This is a genomic window from Pseudomonas sp. 008 (assembly GCF_016861935.1).
Lineage (GTDB): Bacteria > Pseudomonadota > Gammaproteobacteria > Pseudomonadales > Pseudomonadaceae > Aquipseudomonas.
Map to the genome: position 1 here is coordinate 227,956 of NZ_BOMA01000010.1, position 24,761 is coordinate 252,716.

Sequence of the window (24,761 nt, forward strand, 5' to 3'; positions counted from 1 at the left end):
TTCGATTCGTGCCCGCCATCCAATTACCCACAGCCCCCCAGGGCATCGCCCTACAACTAATTCTCTTACAACTCTCAGTACTACCGGAAACTGCCGATTCAAAGCCCATCGGGACTCTCTGTAAAGTCTGGCAACACACACAAACTGCAACAAACCCACGGATAGATTCACTCAAGGAATGTCACTCGCACATGAGCCAGATACCGTACACGGCGCACACCTTCACCAACTACCGCAAACTCGTCTCATTGGCTGATCATGATTGGGAGGCCGCCGAAACCGGAAAAATCGCGGGGCTCAACGTTGAGATAAAAAGTGCCAACCGCATGCTCGATCAGTACGGGAGAGCGTTTCATGATTTCTGTACGACGTCATACCTGGGTCTGGATCACCATCCCGATATTCTCGACGGCGCCATGACCACGCTGTGGGAAACCGGCACACTTCGCATCGCCAATTCCAGGAACCGCTGCAAACTGGCGATTCTGGACCAATACGAATCCGAACTGTCCGAGTTGTTCGGCGCCAGTTGCCTGAGCGCCCTGTCGTGCAGCGCGGCAAGTGCCGGGACCCTGCCGCTGCTGGCCAGCGGCGTATTCACGGAAAATAGCCCTCCGGTGATGGCTTTCGACCGGTTGGCGCATTACTCGATGAGTCACCTCAAAGCCGCCTGTGCCGATGAAACGAAGGTCGTGACGTGCCCGCATAACGACATGGACTTCCTCGAGACGCTGTGTCAACAGCACACCAGAGTCGCGTATGTCGCCGACGGCGCCTACAGCATGGGCGGGGTTGCGGACATGGACAGCCTTTTGTATCTGAAGGACCGCTATGGGCTGTTTCTCTATCTGGACGATTCCCACGCGCTTTCCTCTGTAGGAACATTCGGCGCCGGTCTTGTGCGTCCCAGGCTGCATACCCTGGATGATGACTGCCTCATTGTCGCCTCGCTGGCCAAGTCGTTCGGCGCCAGCGGCGGTCTGGTGATGCTGGGCAGTGAACGGCAGAAGAAGCTAATTGCGCGTTACGGCGGCCCCAACAACTGGTCGCAAAGCCTGAACAGTGCAGCCATTGGCGCGGGCCGGGCATCCATCCAGCTACACCACACCCTGGAATTCGCCGCGCTGCAGGAAAAGCTTCAGGTTAATATCCGCCTCTTTGACAGCCTCATCCGAACCGCACAACACAACAGCAACATGGCGATTCGACTGGTCAATTGCGGTGAGGCATCGCTGGCCAACCACATCGCCATTGAACTGGCCAATCACGGATTCTTCACCTCGGCAGTCTTTTTCCCGGTGGTTGCACAAGGCAAGGCAGCCATCAGAATCACCCTGCGCGCCGACATGGGGACGACGCTGATCCGCCATTTCTGTGGACTCATCACCGAGCTTTTACGTGCTCACGGCCGGGACATCGACAGCTGAAATCCAGGGAAGATCAAACCAGCCGTTATCGCCGTTATGCACCTTACTGGCCTTGGGCGCGCTGCTTTGCGTAGTGCTCGCGCCCGGCCGTCGAACCGCTTAGAACGCGCTGCGGAAAATCTCCTCGATCTGCCGCTGATCCGCCGCCCGTGGGTTGGTCAGTCCACAGGCGTCTTTCAGGGCATTACCGGCAAGGACCGGGATGTCATTGAGCCTGGCACCGAGCTCACGCAAACCGGCGGGAATGTCCACATCCCTGGCCAGGCTGCGGATCGCCGCGATCGCCGCCTGCGCGCCCTCTTCCGGACTGAGCCCGCGGATGTCGGCCCCCATCGCGTGGGCAATATCGGTCAGGCGAGGGGCGCACACCAGCGCGTTGAAGCTTTGCACATGAGGCAGCAGCACCGCGTTGCACACACCATGGGGCAGGTCGTAGAACCCGCCTAACTGATGGGCCATCGCGTGAACGTAGCCAAGGGACGCATTGTTGAACGCCATGCCCGCCATAAATTGCGCGTAGGCCATGTTTTCCCGCGCGATCATGTCACTGCCGTCCTGCACGGCTTGGCGCAGGTTGTCGCTGATCAATGTGATGGCTTTCAGCGCACAGGCATCGGTGATCGGGTTGGCTGCCGTGGAGACGTAGGCTTCGACGGCATGGGTCAATGCGTCCATGCCGGTGGCGGCGGTCAGGCCCTTGGGCATGGCGACCATCAGTTCCGGGTCGTTGACTGACAGCAGCGGCGTAACATTGCGTGTCGACGATGGCCATTTTTACGTGGCGCGATTCATCCGTGATGATGCAAAAACGGGTCATCTCGCTGGCAGTGCCGGCGGTGGTGTTGATCGCGATCAACGGTAGCTGGGGTTTGGCCGACCGATCGACACCTTCGTAGTCACGGATCGTCCCACCGTTTGTGGCGCACAAGGCGATGCCCTTGGCGCAGTCGTGAGGCGAACCGCCGCCCAGAGACACCACGAAATCACAGCGACTTTCCTTGAGCAGGCCCAAGCCGTGCTCGACGTTGGCGATGCTCGGATTCGGCTTGGCGCCGTCAAAGATCACCGAGTCGATGTCCTGCAACGCCAGTTTCTCGGCAATCCTCGATGCCACGCCAGCCTTGGCCAGCCCGGCGTCAGTGACAATCAGCGCCTTGCGAAAACCATACTTGCCAATGGCGTCCATGGCTTCGTCGAGGCAACCGGTGCCCATGATGTTCACGGCGGGGATGAAAAACGTACTGCTCATGCGCGAGTCTCCTGGCTGAAACCGAATCGGCAATGCCGATTCGGCGGGTGCGCACAGGGTCGACCGATCAGTCACGCGGTATGTTGATCTGGCTCAACGCCCGGGCGTGATAAAGTCGCCGTCCATCAGACCTTTTGCTTCGAGACGACAAACGCAATGACCGATTTCCAGGATGTCGATGCCCAACTTGAAGACTGGAACGCCTTGCGCACCACCGCCTCGTTCGGCGGCCTGCTGGTGGGTAACGGCGCCAGCCGCGCCGTGTGGGACGACTTCGGCTACGACTCGCTGTTCGAAAATGCCCGCACCGTCGAAGAAAAACCGCTGAGCCAGTCCGAGCTGAGCGTGTTCGACGCGATGCAGACGCGCAGTTTTGAACAAGTGCTTGGGGCGTTGAAAACCACCAGCCGGGTCAACAAGGCCCTGGCCGTCAGCTCTGCGGCACCGCGCAATCGCTACTACGCGATCAAGGAAGCGCTGATCAACACCGTGCACGCGGTGCATATCCCGTGGCGGCTGGTGAAGCCTTCGACGCTGGCGACGATCAATCAGGAACTGGGTAGCTATCGAACGGTGTTCACCACCAACTACGACTTGCTCAGCTATTGGGCGATCCAGCATCGGCCGGACGTCGTTACCGACCTGTTCCAGGGTGCCGAACCCGGCTTCGATCTGAGCGCCAGCGCCACCGACAAACCGCGTTTACTGTACCTGCACGGCGGCCTGCATCTGGTGCGCAATCAGGACGGCACGGCGCGCAAACTGATGTCGACCGAAGGGACGTTGCTCGGCAACTTCGCTATCAACAATACGATCAAGACCCTCGACGACGTGCCGCTGTTCGTCAACGAAGGCCCGGCGCAAGACAAACTCAAGACCATTCGCAGCTCGGATTACCTGTCGTTCTGTTACGACCAGTTACTCGGCCACGGTGACGGGTTGTGTATCTTCGGGCATGCCCTTGGCGAGCAGGACAGTCACATCGCTCATGCGTTGCGCCAGGCAAAGCCAAAAGTCGTAGCGATCTCGATTTACCCGCGCAGCAAGGCGTTCATCCAGCATCAGAAGCGGCATTACGCGAAGGTGTTCGAGGGGACGGGTGTGGCGTTGCGTTTTTTTGATTCGAAGACGCATGCGCTCGGTAACCCTAAGCTGACCGTGCCTGTCGAGGTCTGACCTGTGGCGAGGGGGCTTGCCCCCGTTGGGTTGCGAAGCAGCCCCCTAGTATCTTCAGTCACACCGAGTTCTCTGGTTTTACGACTGCTGCGCAGCCGAACGGGGCGGTGCGGCGTTCCGACAAGCCCCCTCGCCACAAAAGCCCGATAACCTCATTCCTCGCTGCTATGCACCACCACCAACAACTGCGCCTGCACCTCGCCCACTGACCTGAGGCGATGCGGTTTCTGCGCATTGAAGTGCAGCGCATCCCCACGATTGAGCAGCACCCGCTCGTTCATGAAGTCCACTTCCACCTGCCCTTCGTGGACGAACAGAAACTCTTCCCCCAAGTGTTCCTTGAAGGTTTTGTCGGTGAACTCAGTCGGCGGGTAAATGATGAACGGCAACAGGCTGCGTTCACTGACCTGATGGGCCAACACCGCATAACCGGGGCTCTGGTCGTTGGCGGCCAGGGACTGGCGTTCGTCGCTGCGCACCAGGCTATAGCTGTCGAGGCTGACGCTGTCTTCGGAAAACAACTCCTCGACCTTCACATTCAGCGCCTTGGCCAGTTTCAGCGCAGCGGCAATCGAGGGGGTATTCAACCCGCGCTCGACTTTCGACAGATAGCTCTTGGTCATGCCGGATTTTTCGGCCAGGGCCTCCAGCGTCACGCCAAGTTTTTTTCTCAGTAATTTCAAACGGATAGACATGTGGAACGGTTAATCCATCAAGGAGGCAACGATTTGTCCTTGCCAATGACACAAAGTGTCATATAGCATTTTTAGTGTCATTTGCATGCCCCACCCAAAGGACACTGATATGGCCAAGACATTAGCACTACCCAAAGAGCAACTGGTCAAGCAAGCGCTGACACAGATGCAAAACACCCTGGCGGATAATACGTGGACCGACCGGCAAAAGCTGGCTCTGACCTGCCGCATTCTGTTCGAAAACGGCCACGACTCTGGCCTGGCCGGGCAAATCACCGCCCGCGGACCACAACCAGGCACCTATTACACCCAGCAATTGGGCCTGGGTTTCGACGAGATCACCGCAGGCAATCTGTTGCTGGTCAACGAAGACCTGGAAGTGCTTGAAGGCCACGGCATGCCCAACCCGGCCAACCGCTTCCACAGCTGGGTGTACCGCGCCCGGCCGGACGTGAACTGCATCATTCACACGCACCCGACTCACGTCGCGGCACTGTCGATGCTGGAAGTACCGCTGCAGATTTCCCACATGGACCTCTGCCCGCTCTACGACGACTGCGCGTTTCTCGAGGGCTGGCCGGGGGTGCCCGTGGGCAATGAAGAAGGCGAACTGATTGCCGGGGCCTTGGGCGACAAGCGGGCGATCCTGCTTTCCCATCATGGCCAGTTGTCCACCGGCGCGACCATCGAAGAGGCCTGTGTCATTGCGCAACTGATCGAACGCGCAGCGAAGTTGCAGTTGCTGGCCATGGCCGCCGGTGCAATCAAACCGATTCTTCCCGAGCTGGGCCGTGAAGCCCACGACTGGATATCCAAGCCCAAGCGCCACGCTGCCGCATTCAACTACTACGCCCGGCAGAACCTGCGCCAACACGCCGATTGCCTGAACTGACCCCACTCATTCTTGAAAGGAGAGACGCCATGTCGACCGTAAACATTCACGGCATCATCGGCTACACCATCACCCCGTTCACCGCCCAGGGCGAAGGCGTTGATCTCGACGCGCTCGGGCGTTCCATCGACCGCCTGATCGACAGCGGTGTCCACGCCATCGCCCCATTGGGCAGCACCGGCGAAGGCGCTTACCTGAGCGACGCGGAATGGGATCAAGTCAGCGAATTCAGCATCCGCCACGTCGCCAAACGCGTCCCGACCATCGTCAGCGTGTCCGACCTGACCACCGCCAAAGCCGTGCGCCGCGCGCGTTTCGCCGAGGCCCACGGCGCCGATGTGGTGATGGTGCTGCCGGCGTCGTACTGGAAACTCAGCGAGGCGGAAATCCTCGCCCACTACCGCGCCATCGGCGAGAGCATCGGCGTGCCGATCATGCTCTACAACAACCCGGCCACCAGCGGCACCGACATGTCAGTGGAGTTGATCCTGCGGATTTTCAACGCGGTCGAAAACGTCACCATGGTCAAGGAAAGCACCGGCGATATTCAGCGCATGCACAAACTGCAACTGCTGGGCGAAGGCCGGGTGCCGTTCTATAACGGCTGCAATCCATTGGCACTGGAAGCGTTCGCGGCCGGCGCCAAAGGCTGGTGCACAGCGGCGCCGAACCTGATTCCGCAGCTCAATCTCGACTTGTACGAAGCGGTATTGACCAATGATCTGAGCAAGGCTCGCGAACTGTTCTATCGCCAGTTGCCGTTGTTGGACTTCATCCTCAAGGGCGGTCTGCCGGCGACCATCAAGGCTGGTTTGCGCCTGGTCGGGCTGGAAGCGGGCGACCCGCGGTTGCCGGTGTTTGCACTCGGCGAGACTGGCCGCAGTCAGTTGCAGGGTCTGTTGAACGCGTTGCGCTGATCTTCAGCCACACACAAAACCACTGTGGGAGCGGGCTTGCTCGCGAAAGCGGTCTGACATTCAACCTCTTCGTTGAATGTTAAGCCCCCTTCGCGAGCAAGCCCGCTCCCACAATTAATCAGCGGTGTGTTTAGAACACCGGCAAGGTCTTGTCCTTGATCACCGTGGTCGGGCCGTTGGCCTTGACGCTGGCGATGCCTTTTTCCCGCGCGGCATCGGATGAGTAAGACTCGCTGCTGCCGATGATTTGATGGTTGGCGGCCTTGAGGTTGAAGTAAGGATGGCCATCCTTGGTGGCTTTTTTCTCGTAGCGTTCGTCCAGCGGGCTATTCGCCTGGACCGAGGCGATTCCGCTGTCGACCGCACCGCGCGTGGTGTACAGCTCACTGACCAGAATGGTTTCGGCGTTGGCCGCTTTCAACACAAACTTGAACTGACCATTGCTGGTTTTGCTCACTTCGTACCATCCAGACATGCTTGTTCTCCTTGGCGATTGAGAGGTTTCGCGCTTCAGAGTAAAGACCAAGCCAGGTTTTCTGTCGCCTGTATCGGTCTCTTCGCGAGCAAGCCCGCGAAGAGGCCGGCATCTAAACAAAACCGCCCTACTTCACCACCGTCCGCACCACCGACAACTCAGGTGCCTGCACCCGGCGCTGGCTCAAATAGCGCATGCAACTGACCCGCAAGAACGAGGCGAAATTCACCACCTCGCCGCGGTAGTCCATCACCTCTTCATACAGTTTGGCGATCAACTGATTGGTGGTCATGCCGTCGACCTCGGCGATTTCGCTGAGGATGTCCCAGAACTGGTTCTCCAGCCGCAGGGTGGTCACCACCCCGCAGATGCGCAGCGAGCGGGAGCGCGATTCGTAGAGAATCGGATCGGCCTTGACGTAGAGCTCGCACATGGACAGGTCCCTCGTTACAGCGTGATTTTGGTGCCCAGCAACCCGAGGAAACCGGCCAGCCAGCTCGGGTGCGCCGGCCAGGCCGGGGCAGTGGCCAGATTGCCTTGAACGTGGCCTTCCGTCACCGGGATATCGATGTACGTGCCGCCAGCCAGGCGCACTTCCGGGGCACAGGCCGGGTAGGCGCTGCACTCGCGACCTTCAAGAATGCCGGCAGCGGCCAGCAATTGCGCGCCGTGACACACGGCGGCGATCGGTTTGCCGGCCTTGTCGAACGCTTGCACCAGCGCCAGGACTTTTTCGTTCAGGCGCAGGTACTCCGGCGCACGACCGCCCGGGATCAGCAGCGCGTCGTAGTCCGCCGCATCGACCTTGGCGAAATCGAAGTTCAGGGCAAACAGATGACCGGGTTTTTCGCTGTAGGTCTGGTCGCCTTCGAAGTCATGGATCGCCGTGCGCACGGTCTGGCCGGCGGTTTTGTCCGGGCAAACGGCATGCACCGTGTGACCGACCATCAGCAGCGCCTGGAAGGGCACCATCACTTCGTAGTCTTCGACGTAATCGCCAACCAGCATCAGGATTTTTTTAGCAGCCATGGGGAGGACTCCTCTGGAAAATGCGTGGGCCTGCAGGAGTATTCAAGGTAGTCCTTATCCGGCGGGTCGGGTAATAACCAGTTACTACGGACGCAATGGTTTTTGTGGCGAGGGGGCTTGCCCCCGTTGGGTCGCGAAGCGGCCCTAATCCGGTCAACCAGGCTCTCTGGTTTTGCGACTGCTGCGCAGCCGAACGGGGCGGTGCGGCGTTCCGACAAGCCCCCTCGCCACAGGCATTACCCCCAACTGTACGCATAACTCTGCGCCTAGCTGTAACAGAGCAACGCCCCCGGTTTATGGCTAGATGATGACTCTTCCCGCCACCCTCGACTCTGGTTGCCATCATGTCCTCGCGCGAAAACACCGGCATGGCCCTCGGCCTGCTCGGCGTCGTTATCTTCAGCCTGACCCTGCCCTTCACACGGATCGTCGTGCAGGAACTCCATCCGCTGCTCAATGGCCTTGGCCGGGCGCTGTTCGCGGCAATTCCGGCTGCGCTGTTATTGCTGTGGCGCCGGGAAAAATGGCCCACCTGGAAACAGGTCAAAGGCCTGACACTGGTGATCGCCGGGGTCATCCTCGGCTTCCCGGTGCTGTCGGCCTGGGCCATGCAGACGTTGCCCGCCTCCCACGGCGCACTGGTCAACGGTTTGCAACCGCTGTGCGTGGCGCTGTATGCCGCGTGGCTGTCCCATGAGCGTCCCTCGAAAGCCTTCTGGGCCTGCGCCGCGCTGGGCAGTGCGCTGGTGCTCGGTTATGCGCTGATCAGCGGCGCCGGCAGTATTCAGGCCGGTGACTTGCTGATGCTCGGGGCGATTGCCGTGGGTGGGTTGGGCTATGCCGAAGGCGGCCGGTTGGCCAGGGAGATGGGCGGCTGGCAGGTGATCTGCTGGGCGCTGGTATTGTCGACGCCGCTGCTGATCGGGCCGGTGCTGTACCTGGGGTTGCAACATCAGGGCGAGATTTCGGCCAGGACCTGGTGGGCCTTCGGTTATGTCTCGCTGTTTTCGCAGTTCATCGGCTTCTTTGCCTGGTACGCCGGGCTGGCCATGGGCGGCATCGCCCGGGTCAGTCAGATCCAGTTGCTGCAGATCTTCTTCACCATCGCGTTTTCGGCGTTGTTCTTCGGTGAGCACGTCGAGCCGATTACCTGGCTGTTTGCCACCGGGGTGATCGTGACGGTGATACTCGGGCGCAAGACCGCAGTGCGCCCGGCGCAACCGGGCACGTTACCGGCGGGGGTTCAGCTCAAGCCTTAGCGACCAGGAACCCGTCAGCCCGCAGCAGGGTTTCCAGGCAATGTTCGCTGATGTGGTAGAAATCCTTCAGTTCCTGAATCTTCACCAACAACTGAGCCGGGTCCACCGGCTCGGCGCGTTTGACCGCCAGAATCATCTTGTTCTTGTTGGTGTGGTCCAGTGAGATGAACTCGAACACTTTGGTCTCGTAGCCGCAGGCTTCCAGGAACAACGCACGCAAACTGTCGGTGACCATTTCCGCCTGCTGGCCCAGGTGCAGGCCGTATTGCAGCATCGGCTTGAGCAGCGCCGGGCTCTGGATCTGCAGGCGGATCTGCTTGTGGCAGCACGGCGAGCACATGATGATCGAAGCGCCGGAACGAATGCCGGTGTGAATCGCATAGTCGGTGGCGATGTCGCAGGCATGCAACGCGATCATCACGTCCAGCTCGCTCGGCGCCACGCTGCGCACGTCACCGCATTTGAACACCAACCCTGGATGCTCCAGCTTCGCCGCCGCGCTGTTGCACAGTGTGACCATGTCTTCGCGCAGCTCGACGCCAGTCACCTCACCCTCGGCTTTCAGGGTGTTGCGCAGGTAGTCATGGATCGCGAACGTCAGGTAACCCTTGCCCGAGCCGAAATCCGCCACCCGCACCGGTTTGTCCAGCGCCAGCGGCGAGGAGGTCAGCGCATGGCTGAAGACTTCGATGAACTTGTTGATCTGCTTCCACTTGCGCGACATCGCCGGGATCAGCTCATGCTGGGCGTTGGTCACGCCGAGGTCTTTGAGGAACGGCCGGTTCAGGTCGAGGAAGCGGTTCTTCTCGCGGTTGTGCTCGGCGGACGGCACTTCACGCAATTGCTGAGGTTTGCTCTTGAACAGCGAAGATTTGCCCTTTTTGCTGTATTCGAGCTGGGCTTCGTCGGTCAGTGACAGTAAATGCGCATTTTTGAACGATGCCGGCAACAGCGCGGCAATGGTCGCCACACCTTCGGCAATCGGCAGGTTCTTGGTGATGTCGCGGGTCTTGTAGCGGTAGACGAAGGACAGGCACGGCTGATCCTTGACCGTCAGCTGCTTGATGATCAACCGCTGCAAGTCCGCTTCGCCACCAACGTACTTGGCCAGCACCAGTTTGATGAAGGCATTGGCATCCAGGCTGGTTTGCAGCAGGTCGATGAACTGGGCATGGTGATCCGGCGCGAGGCTGGCGGGAGTGACGGTGACAGACATGGAAAAAACGGCCTCGGGCGGTGCGAATCGGGGAATGGCGGGTATTTTAGGGGGGATGGCCGTTCGGGACACGCAGTTATTTACCAAACGGTGCGAATCCCGAGGCAAGTAAGTTCCCTGTGGCGAGGGGGCTTGCCCCCGTTGGGCTGCGCAGCGGCCCCCTAGTTTCTTCAGCCACACCGAGTTCTCTGGTTTTACGACTGCTTCGCAGCCGAACGGGGGCAAGCCCCCTCGCCACAAAAGCTACTGAAGGCTGCGATCTTTTTAGCTCAACACCACCAACCGATTCGGCAATTCATTGCGCACTTGGGTCACCGGCACATGCACCTTGAGCAACTCGCCGCACGCCTCGATGCACGTCACAAACCCCTGCAACGTCTGCCCCTGCTTCACCTGCTGGGTAAACGTCGCCACAATCGCGTCCCAATTCTTGTTGTCCAGCCGTTTGGAAATCCCTTCATCCACCAGAATTTCCACATAGCGCTCGGCCTCGGAGACAAAAATCAGCATGCCGGTGCCACCCACGGTGTGGTGCAGGTTCTGCTCCAGGAACTGCCGACGCGCCAGGTTCGAGGCACGCCAGTGACGGACAGAGCGCGGGATCAGGCGCGTGGTGACTTTCGGAATCCGGAACACCAGGCACAACACGATGAAGCTGACCCATTGCACCAGCAACAGACTGTGCATGGTCAGCCAACCGGTCAGGTAATGCACGATACCCGGCACCACCAGCGCCAACAGGCTGGCCCAGAGCAGCGGGATATACGCATAGTCGTCGGCGCGGGCCGCGAGCACTGTCACCAGTTCGGCGTCGGTGTCGCGCTCGACCCGGGCAATCGCCTCGGCGACTTTGCGTTGTTCGTGTTCAGTCAGTAATGCCATGTTTATGAATGCCTGCTCGCTATTGTTGTTGTGTTTCCCGCCGTGTCATCACCAGCCGCCCGACGAACCACCGCCGCCGAAACTGCCCCCGCCGCCACTGAAGCCCCCGCCACCGCCGCCAAAACCTCCGCCACCGAAACCACCCCGGCCTCTACCCCCTCCACTTGGCAGAATACCGAACATCTGGCCGACGAAGATCGTCAGGATAAACAGCAGCACCAGGAACACGAATACCCCCGGATGCCGCGCAATGAAATCGCTCTCCTGATTGCCACGCGGCTCATACACCGTCGACGGCTCGTTCAGCGGATTGCCCCCCAGCACCACCAGCATCGCCGAAACGCCATCGCTGATGCCCTTGCTGAAATTGCCGGCCTTGAACGCCGGCGTGATCACCTGATTGATGATCACCGAACTCTGCGCATCGGTCAGGCGATCTTCCAGGCCATAACCGACTTCGATCCGCAATTTTCGCTCGGCACGCGCGACAATCAGCAGCGCGCCGTTGTTCTTGTCCTTCTGGCCAATGCCCCAGTAGCGTCCCAGTTGATAACCGAAGTCCGCGATGTCGGCGCCCTGCAGGTCCGGCAACGTGACCACCACCAACTGCTCGCCGGTGGATTTCTCGTGGGCATTAAGCTGCTGAACCAGCTGCTCGCGCACCGCTGGCTCGATCATTTGGGCGTTGTCCACCACCCGTCCGGTCAGTTCCGGAAACTTCAACCCGGCCTGGGCCGTCAGGGCAAAGACCCAGAACAACAGCATCAGGCCCACTTTCATCACGCGCATTGGCAACCTCTTCCTTGGTGGCACTTCAAACCCGGTCCGGCGCCTACTGGAACTTCACTTCAGGCGCTTTCTCAGCACCGGGGCTGGTGGCCTCGAAAGTTTCGCGGATCGGCAAGTCGCTGTACAACACGGTGTGCCACAAGCGGCCGGGGAAGGTGCGAAGCTCGGTATTGTATTTCTGCACCGCGAGGATGAAGTCGCGACGCGCCACGGCGATGCGGTTCTCGGTGCCTTCAAGTTGCGATTGCAGCGCCAGGAAGTTCTGGTTGGCCTTGAGGTCCGGATAACGCTCGGACACCACCATCAACCGACTCAGCGCGCCGGTCAGCTGATCCTGCGCCTGCTGGAACTGTTTGAGTTTTTCCGGATTATCCAGCGTGCTGGCATCCACCTGGATCGACGTCGCCTTGGCCCGGGCTTCGACCACCGCGGTCAGGGTTTCTTCCTCGTGTTTGGCATAACCCTTGACTGTTTCCACCAGGTTGGGGATCAGGTCGGCACGGCGCTGGTACTGGTTCTGCACCTGGCCCCACGCGGCCTTGGCCTGTTCGTCGAGGGTCGGGATCGTGTTGATGCCGCAACCGGCCAGCAGAGTGGTCAGCAACATCAAGGCTGCAACCTGCAGGCTCGACCGATAGGGGTGTCGTACATTCATCTGGTTGATGCTCCCTTGCACATTGCGTTGATAAAACAACCGGCGAACTTTGACCCCGGCTCTTGGGGCATAATCTGCGCCGCTACTGGATTGCATCGAGCCAATGGGCTAAAAGATGCCCAGCGAAAAAACAGTAAGAAGTGTGCTGCATTTTTCTGAGCAACACCCAAACAACAATAGTCGCTCCCAAAATTTTGGCTGACCGGCGCGTATTCACTGCCGCTTGGGCCTTTTGAGAAGAACATTCATGAAGAAGCTGTGTTTGCTGGGCCTGTTCGTCAGCCTGGCCAGTCATACTGTATTGGCCGCCACGACGCCCGCACCGATAGAGAACAAGGACGCCTTCATCAGCCACCTGATGAAACAAATGACCCTCGATGAAAAAATCGGCCAGTTGCGCCTGATCAGCATCGGCCCGGAAATGCCTCGGGAGCTGATCCGCAAGGAAATCGCGGCCGGTAATATCGGTGGCACCTTCAACTCGATCACCCGCGCCGAAAACCGCCCGATGCAGGACGCGGCCATGCGCAGCCGGTTGAAGATCCCGATGTTCTTCGCCTATGACGTGATCCACGGCCACCGCACCATTTTCCCGATTCCCCTGGCCCTGGCCTCGAGTTGGGACATGGACGCCATTGGCCGGTCCGGGCGCATCGCCGCCCAGGAAGCCGCGGCTGACAGCCTCGACATCACTTTCGCGCCGATGGTTGACATCTCCCGCGACCCACGCTGGGGCCGCACCTCCGAAGGCTTCGGCGAAGACACCTACCTGGTTTCGCGAATCGCCGGCGTGATGGTCAAGGCCTTGCAGGGCAGCGGTGCGAACGCAGCCGACAGCATCATGGCCAGCGTCAAGCATTTTGCCTTGTACGGCGCGGTCGAGGGCGGTCGCGACTACAACGTCGTCGACATGAGCCCGGTCAAGATGTACCAGAATTACCTGCCGCCGTACCGCGCCGCCATCGACGCCGGTGCCGGCGGGGTGATGGTTGCGCTGAACTCGATCAACGGCGTACCGGCCACCGCCAACACCTGGCTGATGAACGACCTGCTGCGCAAGGAATGGGGCTTCAAGGGCCTGGCAGTCAGCGACCACGGGGCGATTTTCGAGCTGATCAAACACGGCGTCGCCCGCGACGGTCGTGAAGCGGCGAAGCTGGCGATCAAGGCCGGCATCGACATGAGCATGAACGACACGCTCTACGGCAAAGAGCTGCCGGGACTGCTCAAATCCGGCGAAATCGAACAGAAAGACATCGACAACGCCGTGCGCGAAGTGCTCGCCGCCAAGTACGACATGGGCCTGTTCAAAGACCCGTACCTGCGCATCGGCAAGGCCGAGGATGACCCGGCCGACACCTACGCCGAAAGCCGCCTGCACCGCGCCGAGGCCCGTGATGTCGCGCGCCGCAGCCTGGTGTTGCTGAAGAACCAGGGCGATACCCTGCCCCTGAAGAAAACCGCGAAAATCGCCCTGGTCGGCCCTTTGGCAAAAGCACCGATCGACATGATGGGCAGTTGGGCTGCCGCCGGTAAACCTGCGCAATCGGTCACCCTGTTCGACGGCATGACAAATGCCCTCGGCGCGCAGTCGACGCTGATCTACGCCCGTGGCGCGAACATCACCGACGACAAGAAAATCCTCGATTACCTGAACTTCCTCAACTTCGATGCCCCGGAAGTAGTGGACGATCCGCGCCCGGCCAACGTGTTGATCGACGAAGCGGTAAAAGCCGCCAAGGATGCTGATGTGGTAGTGGCTGCGGTTGGCGAATCCCGTGGCATGTCCCACGAATCGTCGAGCCGCACCGACCTGAACATCCCGGGTAACCAGCGCGAGCTGATCAGGGCGTTGAAAGCCACCGGCAAACCACTGGTGCTGGTGTTGATGAACGGTCGTCCGCTGTCGATTCTCGAAGAGAAAGAGCAGGCTGACGCGATTCTGGAAACCTGGTTCAGCGGCACCGAAGGCGGTAACGCTATCGCTGACGTGCTGTTCGGCGACTACAACCCGTCGGGCAAGCTGCCGATCACCGTTCCGCGTTCGGTGGGTCAGATTCCGACCTACTACAACCACCTGAGCATCGGCCGGCCGTTCACTCCCGGCAAACCGGGCAACTACACCTCGCAGTATTTCGAAGACACCACCGGGCCGCTGTTCCCGTTCGGCTTCGGCCTGAGCTACACCCAGTTCAGCCTGACCGACATGGCATTGTCGTCGACCACGCTGAACAAGACCGGCAAGCTCGATGCCAGCGTCGTGGTGAAGAACACCGGCAAGCGTGACGGCGAAACCGTGGTGCAGTTGTACATCCAGGACGTGACCGGCTCGATGATCCGCCCGGTCAAGGAACTGAAGAACTTCCAGAAAGTGCTGCTCAAGGCCGGCGAACAGAAAGTCGTGCACTTCACCATCACCGAGGATGACCTGAAGTTCTACAACGCCCAGCTCAAGTACGCCGCGGAACCAGGCAAATTCAACGTGGAGATCGGCCTGGACTCCCAAGACGTGACGCAGCAGAGTTTTGAGTTGCTGTAACCCCGCTTAATTGATCGTTCCCACGCTCTGCGTGGGAACGCTCTGAAAAAGTGTTCAGCCCCGTCGATCCAGCAGATTCACCACCACCCGATCCACCCAACCCCACACCCTCTGCTTGACCCGCCGCCACAACGGTCGGCGCTTCCACGCCTCAAGACTGACTTCCTGGCTCAAGGCAAAGTCATTCTCGAAACTCGCCGCCACCGCTCGGGTCAACCCAGGGTCCAGGGCTTCGAGGTTGGCCTCCAGATTGAAGCGCAGATTCCAGTGATCGAAATTACATGAGCCGATGCTCACCCAATCGTCGATCAACACCATTTTCAGGTGCAGGAAACACGGCTGGTACTCGAAGATCTTCACCCCGGCCCTGAGCAGTCGCGGGTAGTAGCGATGCCCGGCGTAGCGCACCGACGGGTGATCAGTACGCGGCCCGGTCAGCAGCAGACGCACATCGACGCCGCGATTCGCCGCCCGGCGCAGCGAGCGGCGGACTTTCCAGGTTGGCAGGAAATACGGCGTGGCCAGCCAGATTCGCTGCTTGCCGCTGTTCAGCGCGCGAATCAGCGATTGCAGAATGTCCCGGTGCTGGCGGGCGTCGGCATAAGCGACCCGGCCCATGCCCTCGCCCATCACCGGCACTCGCGGCAGGCGCGGTAGACCGAAGTGTGAAACCGGTTTCCAGGCACGCCGATAGCGGTTGGCGATCCATTGGCGGTCGAACAGCAATTGCCAGTCGATGACCAGGGGACCGGTGATTTCCACCATCACTTCGTGCCATTCGCAGGTGTCTTCGCCCGGCGACCAGAACTCATCGGTGACCCCGGTGCCACCAACGACCGCCAGGGATTGATCCACCAGCAGCAACTTGCGGTGATCGCGATAGAAGTTGCCCACCCAGCGTCGCCAGCTCAGGCGATTGTAGAAACGCAACTCGACCCCGGCGGCCATCAGGCGCTGACGCAAAGTCAGGGTGAAGGCCAGGCTGCCATAGTCATCGAACAGACAGCGTACCCGCACGCCACGCTCGGCCGCCTGGACCAGCGCCTGAACCATCGCCTCGGCGCACGCTCCCGCCTCCACCAGGTACAGCTCCAGTTCGACTTGCTCTTCGGCGCGCGCAATCGCCACCAGCATGCGCGGGAAAAACTGCGGGCCGTCGATCAGCAGTTCGAAGCGATTGCCTTCGCGCCACGGAAAAATTGCACCACGCATGTCAGCGCGCCGTGAAAATCAGCACCGCACCCACCGGTACCGACAGACTGATGGCCGACAAACCGGCGAGCTTGCGCAAGCTTTCCAGGCCCGGGGCCAGGTCGAAATCTTCGGCGCTGATCACCAAAGGCTCGAGGGTCACCACTTGAAAGCGCCGGTCATCGAGACGGGTCGCCAGCAGTTCGGCGTTGTATTGGTGTTGCTTGCCATGCAGGTTGACGGTCACCGGCAAGCGCAATTCCAGTTGCGCACCAGGCGCCAGGTCGTTGATTGGCCGCAAATCGATCTGCGTGGTGATCAGCGCTTCGGGAAACGTCTGGATCTGGAACAGTTCCTTGCGCATGCGTTCGTCACGCAGCGGAATGCCGCTGTTGACTGACTCCAGCTCGACTTCTACCTCGGCCAGCCCCTTGGGGTCGACCTTGCCGTGCAGCACCAGAAAGCGCTGCACTTCGGAGATGTTGGCGTTTTTGGTGCTGACAAACGACAGCCGCGAGGACTCGCCGTCCAGGTACCAATTGGCCTGGGCCGACACGGTGACACCGGCCAGCAGCAGGGAAGCGAGGGTTTTGCAGATGAACCGCTTGAACATAGAAACTCGGGGGCAGATAAACCTGAGCGAACCTTAACTGTCCGCGAGTCAGTTGCAAACCTGTAGCCGCTGCCTTCGGCAGCTGCTACAGGGGAAAGTTCAGGGTTGCAGGCGACATCCCTGCCGTTCGCCAACCCAAGCGGCGCTGTTGCTGCGCCCCAATCCGCCGACCGTCACCCGCTTGCTCGCGGCATCATCGACGAAACCGCTGGTGGGTAAATACTGCTTCACATAACCCTGGCAATACGCCGCCGGATTGTTCATCACATACCGGCACGAGCAGTATTCCTTGGCGGTGTAAGCGCTGATGATGTCGGGAAAAGCCCACAGCGCCACGCGTTCCTGCCAGCCCCAGCCGAGCAAAGCGATCAGCAGCACCAGCAACAATGTGCTGATCGGCCGACGGCGAATAAATCTGCGACGGCTCATGGCTGCACCTTCATGGCAAACGCCTTGAGCGCGAGTTTGAGCAGTTCGTTGTGCCGGTAACTTCCATCGCGATCATCGCCGTAGCGGACGATCACCAGCTTTTCGCTGGGAATCACGTACATCGCCTGGCCCCAATGGCCCAGCGCGGCGAAGGTGTCGACGGGCGCATCGGGCCAGGGTTGTGCTGCACCGTCCACCGCTCGATTGAGCCACCAATGGCCGCCGGGCACCGCTTCATCCTGGTTGGCTCGGTAGCGGGCGAACGGCTCGCGGCTGAAGTCGACCCACGCCTTGGGCAGCAGCTGCCGCTCGCGCCAGCGACCGTCGCGCGCCATCAACAGGCCAACCCGTGCCAGGTCCCGGGCGGTAAGGTAGGCATAGGACGAGGCGACAAATGTCCCCGTGGCATCCGCTTCCCAAACCGCGCCGCGAATGCCCAAGGGTTCGAACAATGCGGTCCACGGATAATCCGGATATCGGGCCTGGCCAACAATGGCTTTCAACGCGGCGGAAAGCAGATTGCTGTCGCCGCTGGAGTAGCGGAAGGCCTGACCGGGCCTGGCGTACGCGTCGTGGTCGGCGGTAAACGCTGCCATGTCGCGATGACCTCGGGTGTAAAGCATCGCCACCACCGAGGACTTCAACGGTGCGTACTCATAGTCTTCCTGCCAATCCAGGCCCGAGGCCCAGTGCAGCAAGTCGGCCATGGTCATGGCGGGGTGTTTTTCCAGCGCTGGATAGAACTGCACCACCGGGTCCTGCAATTTGAACAGACCTTCGCCATAGGCCACGCCGAGCACCGTGGCCATCAGGCTTTTGCTGATCGACCAGATCAGGTGCGGGGTGTCGGCACGGGTCGGGTCGGCGTAGCGCTCGTAGACGAGTTGGCCGTCATGGATCACCAGCAAGGCATCGCTGCGGATGCCCTCGCGGGTGGTGTCGTTGCGGAGTGGGAAAGCGTAGTTTTCCAGGGCTTGAACGGCCGGGCCGGCGACTGTCGGGCCGGTTGGCCACTGCTCGCCCGGCCAGTTTTCGGCATTGGCCGTGAAGCTGAACAGCAGGATGGAAATCAGCGACAAGCCTTTGAACATGGAGGACGCTCGGAGGATGAACCTGCTGAGCCTAGTCGAGGTTGATGACAGTTTTGGGAGGCCCGTCACCCTAACGAAGATCCCGCCAACGCCTTGGCCAACCGCTTGCCCCGCGCCCCTGCCGCCAGATCCATCACGGCCTGATCGCGTTGCCACACCGCCGCCCATTGCGGCGGGCCATCGGTCATGGCCTGATTCACTTCAGCCTTGAGCCCATCGAACTGCGCAAACAAACCGCCCAGCAACACATGCCCGGCCGGATTGTTCGGCGCCTGGCGGCTGACTTCCGCGCACCCGGCCAGCAGCGCCAGTAAACGCAGTTGCAAGGTGTGCGGCCAGTCGTTGTCCTGACCAATGCCGAACAGCCACGCGGTCATGGCGCTCAGCACATAAATGTCTTCCAGGGTGCGGAACGGTTTGACGTAAGCATCCCAGCCATCCCCCGCCAGCAATTCGCACAGCGCGTTGTCGAGAAACAGCCGACCGTGGCTGATCTCGGGCATCAACGGCAACGGCGCGAGTTTCTCCAGACGCACGCCCGGTTCGCCGGGGTAAACCACTGCCAGACTCAGGCGCGGGTCGCTGCCTGGCTCTTCGCTGCGAGCAGCGACCAGCAGCCAGTCGGCGGCATCGCCGGCGGTGACGAAATCCTTGCGTCCGCTCAGACGCAGATCCCGCAGCCGGGTCTGCATGTCCGCCACCCGCAAGCTGCGCTGCTCGGTCGCGCACAACGCACCGAGGCTCAGCGGCGCGCTCGGCCAGAGCATCCGCAGCGCCGCCTGATACCCCACCAGAAACGCCAACCCCGGAGTCGCCATCAGCCGTCCGCCGTTCACCGCCAGTTCGAATGGCGTGACCGTGCCCAAGCGGTGCAACAAGGTCGCGAAGCCTTCGCCAAGGTCGGTATCGGCGGGCAGGCGATCGCTGCGGTTCAACAGGGTTTGCCAGGGCATAAGAGGCTCCTTGTGGGCTGTCATATAAGCATCACCAAAGCTTCATGGCGATGACACCGGGGCTACATAGCCTGACTTTGCACAACACGGCTGCATAAAGAAAGTCGATCGGCTGCAACCCAAGACGGGTGGCCAGCCCGTACGGAGACTCACAATGACTCAGATCGCCCGCATCAGCGACACCGGCAATGAACGCCGCCTGCAAGCCGAACGCCTGGTGGGCGCCGAGGCGCTGCAGGAAGCCCAGGCCTTGCGCTTCAACGTGTTCAGCGGCGAATTCAACGCCAGGCTGAAAGGCGCGGAATTGGGTCTGGACATGGATGACTATGATGTTCACTGCGCCCACATCGGCGTACGTGACTTGAACACCGGGCGCCTGGTGGCGACCACTCGCTTGCTCGACCACACGGCCGCCAGCAGCCTGGGCAAGTTCTACAGCGAAGAAGAATTCAGCCTGCATGGCCTGGTTCATCTGAAAGGCCCGATCCTGGAAATCGGTCGCACCTGCGTCGACCCGGCCTACCGCAACGGCGGCACCATCGCCGTGCTCTGGGGTGAACTGGCCGAAGTGCTGAACCAGGGCGGCTATAGCTATCTGATGGGTTGCGCGAGTATTCCGATGCAGGACGGCGGCATCCAGGCCCACGCGATCATGCAACGCCTGCGCGAACGTTACCTGTGCACCGAACACCTGCGGGCCGAGCCGAAGAAGCCATTGCCGACGCTGGACATTCCATCGAACGTCATCGCCGAAATGCCGCCGCTGCTCAAGGCTTATATGCGCCTGGGGGCGAAAATCTGCGGCGAGCCGTGCTGGGACGAAGACTTCCAGGTGGCCGACGTGTTCATCCTGCTCAAACGCGACGAGCTCTGCCCGCGTTACGCCAAGCACTTCAAGGCGGCGGTGTAATGAGCCGCTTGCGGGTGTACGCGCGAATTGCGCGAGTGCTGATGGTGGTGGCGCTGGGCTTGAGCATGGCCAGTGTGTTCGGTGTGTTCGAACGACTGGGGATTGCCCATTCAATGGTCCGTCGCCAGCGCTGGTCGCGGTTTTTCATGGCGCGGCTGAGCAATGCCCTGCCCTTTCATGTCACCGTCCATGGTCAATTGCCGAGGGCGCCGATGCTCTGGGTCAGCAACCATGTGTCCTGGACCGACATTCCGCTGCTGGGCATGCTCACGCCGCTGTCATTCCTGTCCAAGGCTGAAGTGCGCACCTGGCCGGTGGCGGGCTGGTTGGCGGCCAAGGCTGGCAGCCTGTTCATTCGCCGTGGTTCAGGCGACAGTCAATTGATCCGCAAACAGATGACTCGCCATCTGGAACAGGAACATCCGCTGCTGATGTTCCCGGAAGGCACCACCACCGATGGGCGTTCGCTGCGCACGTTTCATGGTCGTTTGCTGTCAGCGGCGATCGATTCCGAAGTGGCGCTGCAACCGGTGGCGATTCGTTATCTGCGCAACGGCGAGCTGGATACCCTGGCACCGTTCATTGGCGATGATGATTTGCTGTCACACCTGATGCGCTTGTTCGCCAATGATCGGGGTGAGGTGGAGATTCATCTGCTCAAGCCGATCGAGTGCCAGGACCGGGAACGCGCGGCGCTGGCGTTCGAGGCGCAGCAGGCGGTGCAGAAGGCGTTGTTTGGGGCGATTCCGGAACCCCGGCAAGTCCCGATTCGCCCCGCTATCGCCGCTTAAACACACTTTTCTGTGGGAGCGGGCTTGCTCTCTCCCACAGTGGTTTTATGTCGCCGGCTGACTCTGCACAAAATCCTGAAGCTGCGGATAGAACAACCGAAAATCCTCGCTCAACGGTTCATACAACCGCCGCAACTCCTGCATTGCCGCGGCCAGCTCCTCGGGCCGCGTCAGTCTGCGTGAAATCCCCCGCAGCACCTGCTCAAGCACTTCGAACTCCTGATAAGCCCCCAACCAGTCATTGGCCACCATGTGCGGCGCAATCTTCGCCAGGCGCTCCGGCAACTGCGGCTCGGCCAGCAGCACCCGGTAAACATCCGAGGTGAACTGCGTAAGCGGACGGTCGGCGTACAGCGCCCAGTCCCGCGCCAGGCAGTGGTCGAAAAACACGTCGAGCACGATCCCCGCGTAACGCCTGCGCGTGATGGAAAACCGTGACAACGAGACATCCACCAACGGATGGCGATCGGTAAAGACATCAATGCTGCGATGCAACTGGATGGCCGCTTCGATCTCTGGATCGAACTGCCCTTGCAGCCGTCCCTTGACGAAATCGCCATACAGACTGCCGAGCATTTGACCGGGGCGTTGGCCACCGAGGTGCAGATGTGCGAGATAGTTCATCCGCGCAGCTTAGCACTGCCTCACCAATATCGTTATAACCCGATATACCGATTTATGCAGTTATCAGATCAAAACCATATTGGTATATCGCGAAATACCGATTTAAAGTTCGCCCCATCGCGATATAGCGTTTTACTCATCACGAGCCCCAAATCATGAACCTCGACCTCGACGAAATAATAAAAGCCCTGGCGCACCCGGTACGGCGAGAAATCCTGCACTGGCTCAAAGACCCGGCCGTCGAATTTCCCGACCAGACCCACAGCAACGAGCACGGCGTCTGCGCCGGGCAGATCGATCAACGTTGCGGTTTGTCGCAGTCCACGGTGTCCGCACACCTGGCGACCCTGCAACGCGCCGGCCTGATCAGCAGCCGCAAAGTCGGCCAGTGGCATTTTTTCAAACGCAACGAGGAAACCATCCAGGAGTTCCTTCGCACCTTCAGCAAAGAGCTCTGACCCTTTGGCCGATAAGGAATCAATCATGCCCCTCTCGCTACTCATTCTGGCCTTGAGCGCCTTCGCCATCGGCACCACCGAGTTCGTCATCATGGGCTTGCTGCCCGATGTGGCGGCGGACCTCGGTGTGTCGATCCCCGGCGCCGGCTGGCTGGTGACCGGTTACGCCCTGGGCGTGGCCATCGGCGCGCCGTTCATGGCACTGGCCACCGCCAGGCTGCCGCGCAAGGCCGCATTGGTAGCGTTGATGGGGATTTTCATCGTCGGCAACCTGCTCTGCGCCCTGGCCAGTGACTACAACGTCCTGATGTTTGCCCGTGTGGTCACCGCCCTGTGCCACGGCGCGTTCTTCGGCATCGGTTCGGTGGTGGCGGCAGGTCTGGTGCCGGCCAACAAACGTGCGTCGGCCGTGGCCCTGATGTTCACCGGCCTGACCCTGGCCAACGTCCTCGGCGTACCGCTGGGCACCGCGCTCGGTCAGGAAGCCGGTTGGCGTTCGACCTTCTGGGCAGTAACCGTGATTGGTGTGATTGCGCTGATCGGCCTGATCCGCTTCCTGCCGGCCAAGCGCGATGAAGAGAAACTCGACATGCGCGCCGAACTGCGCGCCCTCAAGGGGGCTGGTATCTGGCTGTCGTTGAGCATGACCGCCTTGTTCGCCGCGTCGGTCTTCACCTTGTTCACCTATGTCGCGCCGCTGTTGGGCGAAGTCACCGGTGTTTCCCCGCGTGGCGTGACCTGGACCCTGGTGCTCATCGGCCTGGGCCTGACAGTCGGCAACATCATCGGCGGCAAGCTGGCGGACAAAGGCATGGCGGCGACGCTGATCGGCGTGTTCATCACCATGGCGGTGGTCTCCACTGTGCTGACCTGGACCAGCGTGGCCCTGATCCCGACCGAAATCACCCTGTTCCTCTGGGCCACTGCGTGCTTTGCCGCCGTGCCGGCACTGCAAGTCAACGTGGTGACCTTCGGCAAGGCTGCACCGAACCTGGTGTCGACCCTGAACATCGGCGCCTTCAACGTCGGCAACGCACTCGGTGCCTGGGTCGGCGGCAGCGTCATCGCCCACGGCTTCGGCCTGACCCGCGTGCCGCTCGCGGCCGCCGCACTGGCGGTGCTCGCCCTGCTGGTGACCCTGATTACTTTCCGTCAGAGCGGCGACCCCGAACTGGCCCCTGTTACTTCTAACTGATCTCCAAAAGAGAGCTATTAAATGACGACTATTTTCGATCCGATCAAACTGGGCGACCTCGAGTTGGCCAACCGCATCATCATGGCACCGCTGACCCGCTGCCGCGCCGACGAAGGCCGTGTGCCGAACGCGCTGATGGCCGAGTATTACGTGCAGCGCGCCTCTGCCGGCCTGATCCTCAGCGAGGCCACGTCGGTCACGCCGATGGGCGTCGGATACCCGGACACTCCCGGCATCTGGTCCAACGACCAGGTGCGCGGCTGGAGCAACGTGACCAAAGCGATCCACGGCGCGGGCGGCAAAATCTTCCTGCAACTGTGGCACGTAGGTCGGGTTTCCCACCCTTCGTACCTGAACGGCGAAGCACCGGTCGCACCGAGTGCCATCCAGCCTAAAGGCCATGTCAGCCTGGTTCGTCCATTGGCCGACTACCCAACCCCGCGCGCCCTGGAAACCGCTGAAATCGCCGACATCGTCGACGCTTACCGTGTGGGGGCCGAGAATGCCAAGGCCGCCGGTTTCGACGGCGTGGAAATCCACGGCGCCAACGGTTACCTGCTCGACCAGTTCCTGCAAAGCAGCACCAACCAGCGCACTGACAACTATGGCGGCTCCCTGGAAAACCGTGCGCGCCTGTTGCTGGAAGTGACTGACGCCGCGATCGAAGTCTGGGGCGCAGGCCGCGTCGGCGTGCACCTGGCACCGCGCGCCGATTCCCATGACATGGGCGATGACAACCTGTCTGAGACCTTCACCTACGTTGCTCGTGAACTGGGCAAACGCGGCATCGCGTTCATTTGCTCTCGTGAGAAAGAAGGCGCCGACAGCCTCGGTCCGCAATTGAAAGCAGCCTTCGGCGGCCCGTACATCGCCAACGAGCGTTTTACCAAGGACAGCGCCAACGAGTGGCTGGCCAGTGGCAAGGCCGACGCGGTAGCGTTTGGTGTGCCATTCATCGCCAACCCGGACCTGCCGGCGCGCTTGAAGGCCGACGCGCCGCTGAACGAGCCGCGTCCGGAACTGTTCTACGGCAAGGGCCCGGTCGGTTATATCGACTATCCGACGCTGTAAGCCTCGACCGTTGAAATGCAAAAGCCCCGACTCGAAAGAGCCGGGGCTTTTGCGTATGGAAGATCAAAGGTCACTGAGGCAAATGCGATGCCTTTGGTCGGCTATTCGGCGCCCTTGTAGCCGGGGCGTTCACACTCATTCACATACTCGACACAAAATCCCTACAAAATACGTAGCTCGCTACCTATCAACCTGGCGAACGTACGTATATAAAAGCATCCCATTGCAAAAAGGC

General features: G+C 60.7%; 25 protein-coding genes and 1 pseudogene. 11 read left to right on the plus strand and 15 right to left on the minus strand.

The annotated features are described in order from the left end of the window. Positions 1-191: 191 nt before the first annotated feature. Complete coding sequence (locus tag JUI81_RS21140; protein ID WP_204124967.1) at positions 192-1,427, plus strand: aminotransferase class I/II-fold pyridoxal phosphate-dependent enzyme; 1,236 nt, start codon at positions 192-194, stop codon at positions 1,425-1,427. A 99-nt stretch (positions 1,428-1,526) separates the two neighbouring features. Here JUI81_RS21140 and yiaY read toward each other — a convergent pair. Continuing rightward, positions 1,527-2,676 (minus strand): annotated as a pseudogene (yiaY, locus tag JUI81_RS21145) (L-threonine dehydrogenase). A 156-nt stretch (positions 2,677-2,832) separates the two neighbouring features. Here yiaY and JUI81_RS21150 point away from each other — a divergent pair. Further along, positions 2,833-3,852 (plus strand): DUF4917 family protein, encoded by a 1,020-nt coding sequence (locus JUI81_RS21150; protein ID WP_018926836.1) that lies wholly within the window; start codon positions 2,833-2,835, stop codon positions 3,850-3,852. A 152-nt stretch (positions 3,853-4,004) separates the two neighbouring features. Here the strand turns inward: JUI81_RS21150 and JUI81_RS21155 are convergent, their stop codons facing one another. Next, positions 4,005-4,547 (minus strand): helix-turn-helix domain-containing protein, encoded by a 543-nt coding sequence (locus JUI81_RS21155; RefSeq protein ID WP_019580883.1) that lies wholly within the window; start codon positions 4,545-4,547, stop codon positions 4,005-4,007. Between the two features lie 109 nt (positions 4,548-4,656). Here JUI81_RS21155 and JUI81_RS21160 point away from each other — a divergent pair, with 109 nt between their 5' ends. Further along, on the plus strand, positions 4,657-5,439 hold the full coding sequence (locus JUI81_RS21160; protein WP_019580884.1) for an aldolase: 783 nt from the start codon (positions 4,657-4,659) through the stop codon (positions 5,437-5,439). A gap of 29 nt (positions 5,440-5,468) precedes the next feature. Then, positions 5,469-6,356 carry a dihydrodipicolinate synthase family protein gene (locus JUI81_RS21165; protein ID WP_204124968.1) on the plus strand — a complete coding sequence of 296 codons (888 nt, stop codon included), beginning with the start codon at positions 5,469-5,471 and terminating at the stop codon, positions 6,354-6,356. A gap of 130 nt (positions 6,357-6,486) precedes the next feature. On the opposite strand, the gene JUI81_RS21170 is transcribed toward JUI81_RS21165, so the two are convergent. The 3 genes from JUI81_RS21170 to JUI81_RS21180 all read right to left on the minus strand — a co-directional run bounded on the left by JUI81_RS21170 (position 6,487) and on the right by JUI81_RS21180 (position 7,860). Further along, a complete protein-coding gene (locus JUI81_RS21170) occupies positions 6,487-6,831 on the minus strand; it encodes a YegP family protein (RefSeq protein WP_019580886.1) in 345 nt (114 codons plus the stop codon). Between the two features lie 127 nt (positions 6,832-6,958). Continuing rightward, positions 6,959-7,264 (minus strand): ribbon-helix-helix domain-containing protein, encoded by a 306-nt coding sequence (locus JUI81_RS21175; protein ID WP_019580887.1) that lies wholly within the window; start codon positions 7,262-7,264, stop codon positions 6,959-6,961. A 14-nt stretch (positions 7,265-7,278) separates the two neighbouring features. Next, entirely contained in the window at positions 7,279-7,860 is a 582-nt protein-coding gene (locus JUI81_RS21180) for a DJ-1/PfpI family protein (RefSeq protein WP_007935757.1), read from the minus strand. 344 nt (positions 7,861-8,204) lie between these two features. Between JUI81_RS21180 and JUI81_RS21185 the strand changes: the two genes are divergently transcribed. Continuing rightward, positions 8,205-9,119, plus strand: a complete 915-nt coding sequence (locus tag JUI81_RS21185) for a DMT family transporter (RefSeq protein ID WP_204124969.1) — start codon at positions 8,205-8,207, stop codon at positions 9,117-9,119. Here the strand turns inward: JUI81_RS21185 and JUI81_RS21190 are convergent. The 4 genes from JUI81_RS21190 to JUI81_RS21205 form a co-directional block, all read right to left on the minus strand. Beyond that, entirely contained in the window at positions 9,109-10,335 is a 1,227-nt protein-coding gene (locus JUI81_RS21190; protein ID WP_204124970.1) for an SAM-dependent methyltransferase, read from the minus strand. The genes JUI81_RS21185 and JUI81_RS21190 overlap by 11 nt on opposite strands. Before the next feature lie 264 nt (positions 10,336-10,599). Next, the gene (locus JUI81_RS21195) at positions 10,600-11,217 is read right to left on the minus strand and encodes a TPM domain-containing protein (RefSeq protein ID WP_018926845.1); all 618 of its coding nucleotides are present in this window, start codon (positions 11,215-11,217) and stop codon (positions 10,600-10,602) included. Positions 11,218-11,265: 48 nt separating this feature from the next. Beyond that, positions 11,266-12,006: a YgcG family protein gene (locus JUI81_RS21200; RefSeq protein WP_204124971.1), complete on the minus strand. Its 741-nt coding sequence runs from the start codon at positions 12,004-12,006 to the stop codon at positions 11,266-11,268. 43 nt (positions 12,007-12,049) lie between these two features. After that, complete coding sequence (locus JUI81_RS21205; RefSeq protein ID WP_096481601.1) at positions 12,050-12,661, minus strand: LemA family protein; 612 nt, start codon at positions 12,659-12,661, stop codon at positions 12,050-12,052. Between the two features lie 247 nt (positions 12,662-12,908). Here JUI81_RS21205 and bglX point away from each other — a divergent pair, with 247 nt between their 5' ends. Next, positions 12,909-15,200 (plus strand): beta-glucosidase BglX, encoded by a 2,292-nt coding sequence (gene bglX / locus JUI81_RS21210; protein ID WP_204124972.1) that lies wholly within the window; start codon positions 12,909-12,911, stop codon positions 15,198-15,200. A 54-nt stretch (positions 15,201-15,254) separates the two neighbouring features. Here the strand turns inward: bglX and JUI81_RS21215 are convergent, their stop codons facing one another. The 5 genes from JUI81_RS21215 to JUI81_RS21235 form a co-directional block, all read right to left on the minus strand. Beyond that, a complete protein-coding gene (locus JUI81_RS21215) occupies positions 15,255-16,412 on the minus strand; it encodes a phosphatidylserine/phosphatidylglycerophosphate/cardiolipin synthase family protein (RefSeq protein WP_018926849.1) in 1,158 nt (385 codons plus the stop codon). A 1-nt stretch (position 16,413) separates the two neighbouring features. Then, positions 16,414-17,004 (minus strand): YceI family protein, encoded by a 591-nt coding sequence (locus tag JUI81_RS21220; protein ID WP_028939271.1) that lies wholly within the window; start codon positions 17,002-17,004, stop codon positions 16,414-16,416. A gap of 99 nt (positions 17,005-17,103) precedes the next feature. After that, on the minus strand, positions 17,104-17,433 hold the full coding sequence (locus JUI81_RS21225; protein ID WP_204124973.1) for an amidase: 330 nt from the start codon (positions 17,431-17,433) through the stop codon (positions 17,104-17,106). Then, the gene (locus JUI81_RS21230; protein WP_204124974.1) at positions 17,430-18,524 is read right to left on the minus strand and encodes a serine hydrolase; all 1,095 of its coding nucleotides are present in this window, start codon (positions 18,522-18,524) and stop codon (positions 17,430-17,432) included. The genes JUI81_RS21225 and JUI81_RS21230 overlap by 4 nt, the downstream gene beginning before the upstream one ends. Before the next feature lie 65 nt (positions 18,525-18,589). Further along, the gene (locus JUI81_RS21235) at positions 18,590-19,477 is read right to left on the minus strand and encodes an acyl-CoA dehydrogenase family protein (protein ID WP_019580896.1); all 888 of its coding nucleotides are present in this window, start codon (positions 19,475-19,477) and stop codon (positions 18,590-18,592) included. A 154-nt stretch (positions 19,478-19,631) separates the two neighbouring features. On the opposite strand from JUI81_RS21235, the gene olsB reads away from it, so the two are divergent. Both olsB and JUI81_RS21245 read left to right on the plus strand, forming a co-directional pair. Further along, entirely contained in the window at positions 19,632-20,387 is a 756-nt protein-coding gene (gene olsB / locus JUI81_RS21240; protein ID WP_019580897.1) for an L-ornithine N(alpha)-acyltransferase, read from the plus strand. Continuing rightward, positions 20,387-21,178 carry a 1-acyl-sn-glycerol-3-phosphate acyltransferase gene (locus tag JUI81_RS21245; protein WP_019580898.1) on the plus strand — a complete coding sequence of 264 codons (792 nt, stop codon included), beginning with the start codon at positions 20,387-20,389 and terminating at the stop codon, positions 21,176-21,178. Before olsB ends, JUI81_RS21245 begins: the two co-directional genes overlap by 1 nt. Positions 21,179-21,223: 45 nt before the next feature. Here JUI81_RS21245 and JUI81_RS21250 read toward each other — a convergent pair whose 3' ends face one another. Beyond that, positions 21,224-21,802, minus strand: a complete 579-nt coding sequence (locus JUI81_RS21250) for an ACP phosphodiesterase (RefSeq protein ID WP_019580899.1) — start codon at positions 21,800-21,802, stop codon at positions 21,224-21,226. A gap of 155 nt (positions 21,803-21,957) precedes the next feature. Between JUI81_RS21250 and JUI81_RS21255 the strand changes: the two genes are divergently transcribed. Genes JUI81_RS21255 through JUI81_RS21265 form a run of 3 tightly spaced genes read left to right on the plus strand, consistent with a single transcriptional unit; the run spans position 21,958 to position 24,526 of the window. Next, positions 21,958-22,260: a helix-turn-helix transcriptional regulator gene (locus JUI81_RS21255; RefSeq protein ID WP_018926857.1), complete on the plus strand. Its 303-nt coding sequence runs from the start codon at positions 21,958-21,960 to the stop codon at positions 22,258-22,260. Positions 22,261-22,285: 25 nt separating this feature from the next. Continuing rightward, on the plus strand, positions 22,286-23,455 hold the full coding sequence (locus JUI81_RS21260; RefSeq protein ID WP_204124975.1) for an MFS transporter: 1,170 nt from the start codon (positions 22,286-22,288) through the stop codon (positions 23,453-23,455). Between the two features lie 21 nt (positions 23,456-23,476). Beyond that, positions 23,477-24,526, plus strand: coding sequence for an alkene reductase (locus JUI81_RS21265; RefSeq protein ID WP_204124976.1), 1,050 nt, complete (start codon positions 23,477-23,479; stop codon positions 24,524-24,526). Positions 24,527-24,761: the final 235 nt, after the last annotated feature.

What these genes read in the sequence shown, in the direction of transcription:
- JUI81_RS21200 (WP_204124971.1), bottom strand. Translation starts at nt 12,006, where the DNA reads ATGCGCGTGATGAAAGTGGGCCTGATGCTGTTGTTCTGGGTCTTTGCC.
- JUI81_RS21220 (WP_028939271.1), bottom strand. Translation starts at nt 17,004, where the DNA reads ATGTTCAAGCGGTTCATCTGCAAAACCCTCGCTTCCCTGCTGCTGGCC.
- JUI81_RS21175 (WP_019580887.1), bottom strand. Translation starts at nt 7,264, where the DNA reads ATGTGCGAGCTCTACGTCAAGGCCGATCCGATTCTCTACGAATCGCGC.
- bglX (WP_204124972.1), top strand. Translation starts at nt 12,909, where the DNA reads ATGAAGAAGCTGTGTTTGCTGGGCCTGTTCGTCAGCCTGGCCAGTCAT.
- JUI81_RS21170 (WP_019580886.1), bottom strand. Translation starts at nt 6,831, where the DNA reads ATGTCTGGATGGTACGAAGTGAGCAAAACCAGCAATGGTCAGTTCAAG.
- JUI81_RS21215 (WP_018926849.1), bottom strand. Translation starts at nt 16,412, where the DNA reads ATGCGTGGTGCAATTTTTCCGTGGCGCGAAGGCAATCGCTTCGAACTG.
- JUI81_RS21155 (WP_019580883.1), bottom strand. Translation starts at nt 4,547, where the DNA reads ATGTCTATCCGTTTGAAATTACTGAGAAAAAAACTTGGCGTGACGCTG.
- olsB (WP_019580897.1), top strand. Translation starts at nt 19,632, where the DNA reads ATGACTCAGATCGCCCGCATCAGCGACACCGGCAATGAACGCCGCCTG.
- JUI81_RS21185 (WP_204124969.1), top strand. Translation starts at nt 8,205, where the DNA reads ATGTCCTCGCGCGAAAACACCGGCATGGCCCTCGGCCTGCTCGGCGTC.
- JUI81_RS21225 (WP_204124973.1), bottom strand. Translation starts at nt 17,433, where the DNA reads ATGAGCCGTCGCAGATTTATTCGCCGTCGGCCGATCAGCACATTGTTG.
- JUI81_RS21165 (WP_204124968.1), top strand. Translation starts at nt 5,469, where the DNA reads ATGTCGACCGTAAACATTCACGGCATCATCGGCTACACCATCACCCCG.
- JUI81_RS21230 (WP_204124974.1), bottom strand. Translation starts at nt 18,524, where the DNA reads ATGTTCAAAGGCTTGTCGCTGATTTCCATCCTGCTGTTCAGCTTCACG.
- JUI81_RS21150 (WP_018926836.1), top strand. Translation starts at nt 2,833, where the DNA reads ATGACCGATTTCCAGGATGTCGATGCCCAACTTGAAGACTGGAACGCC.
- JUI81_RS21250 (WP_019580899.1), bottom strand. Translation starts at nt 21,802, where the DNA reads ATGAACTATCTCGCACATCTGCACCTCGGTGGCCAACGCCCCGGTCAA.
- JUI81_RS21260 (WP_204124975.1), top strand. Translation starts at nt 22,286, where the DNA reads ATGCCCCTCTCGCTACTCATTCTGGCCTTGAGCGCCTTCGCCATCGGC.
- JUI81_RS21235 (WP_019580896.1), bottom strand. Translation starts at nt 19,477, where the DNA reads ATGCCCTGGCAAACCCTGTTGAACCGCAGCGATCGCCTGCCCGCCGAT.
- JUI81_RS21245 (WP_019580898.1), top strand. Translation starts at nt 20,387, where the DNA reads ATGAGCCGCTTGCGGGTGTACGCGCGAATTGCGCGAGTGCTGATGGTG.
- JUI81_RS21255 (WP_018926857.1), top strand. Translation starts at nt 21,958, where the DNA reads ATGAACCTCGACCTCGACGAAATAATAAAAGCCCTGGCGCACCCGGTA.
- JUI81_RS21180 (WP_007935757.1), bottom strand. Translation starts at nt 7,860, where the DNA reads ATGGCTGCTAAAAAAATCCTGATGCTGGTTGGCGATTACGTCGAAGAC.
- JUI81_RS21265 (WP_204124976.1), top strand. Translation starts at nt 23,477, where the DNA reads ATGACGACTATTTTCGATCCGATCAAACTGGGCGACCTCGAGTTGGCC.
- JUI81_RS21160 (WP_019580884.1), top strand. Translation starts at nt 4,657, where the DNA reads ATGGCCAAGACATTAGCACTACCCAAAGAGCAACTGGTCAAGCAAGCG.
- JUI81_RS21195 (WP_018926845.1), bottom strand. Translation starts at nt 11,217, where the DNA reads ATGGCATTACTGACTGAACACGAACAACGCAAAGTCGCCGAGGCGATT.
- JUI81_RS21190 (WP_204124970.1), bottom strand. Translation starts at nt 10,335, where the DNA reads ATGTCTGTCACCGTCACTCCCGCCAGCCTCGCGCCGGATCACCATGCC.
- JUI81_RS21205 (WP_096481601.1), bottom strand. Translation starts at nt 12,661, where the DNA reads ATGAATGTACGACACCCCTATCGGTCGAGCCTGCAGGTTGCAGCCTTG.
- JUI81_RS21140 (WP_204124967.1), top strand. Translation starts at nt 192, where the DNA reads ATGAGCCAGATACCGTACACGGCGCACACCTTCACCAACTACCGCAAA.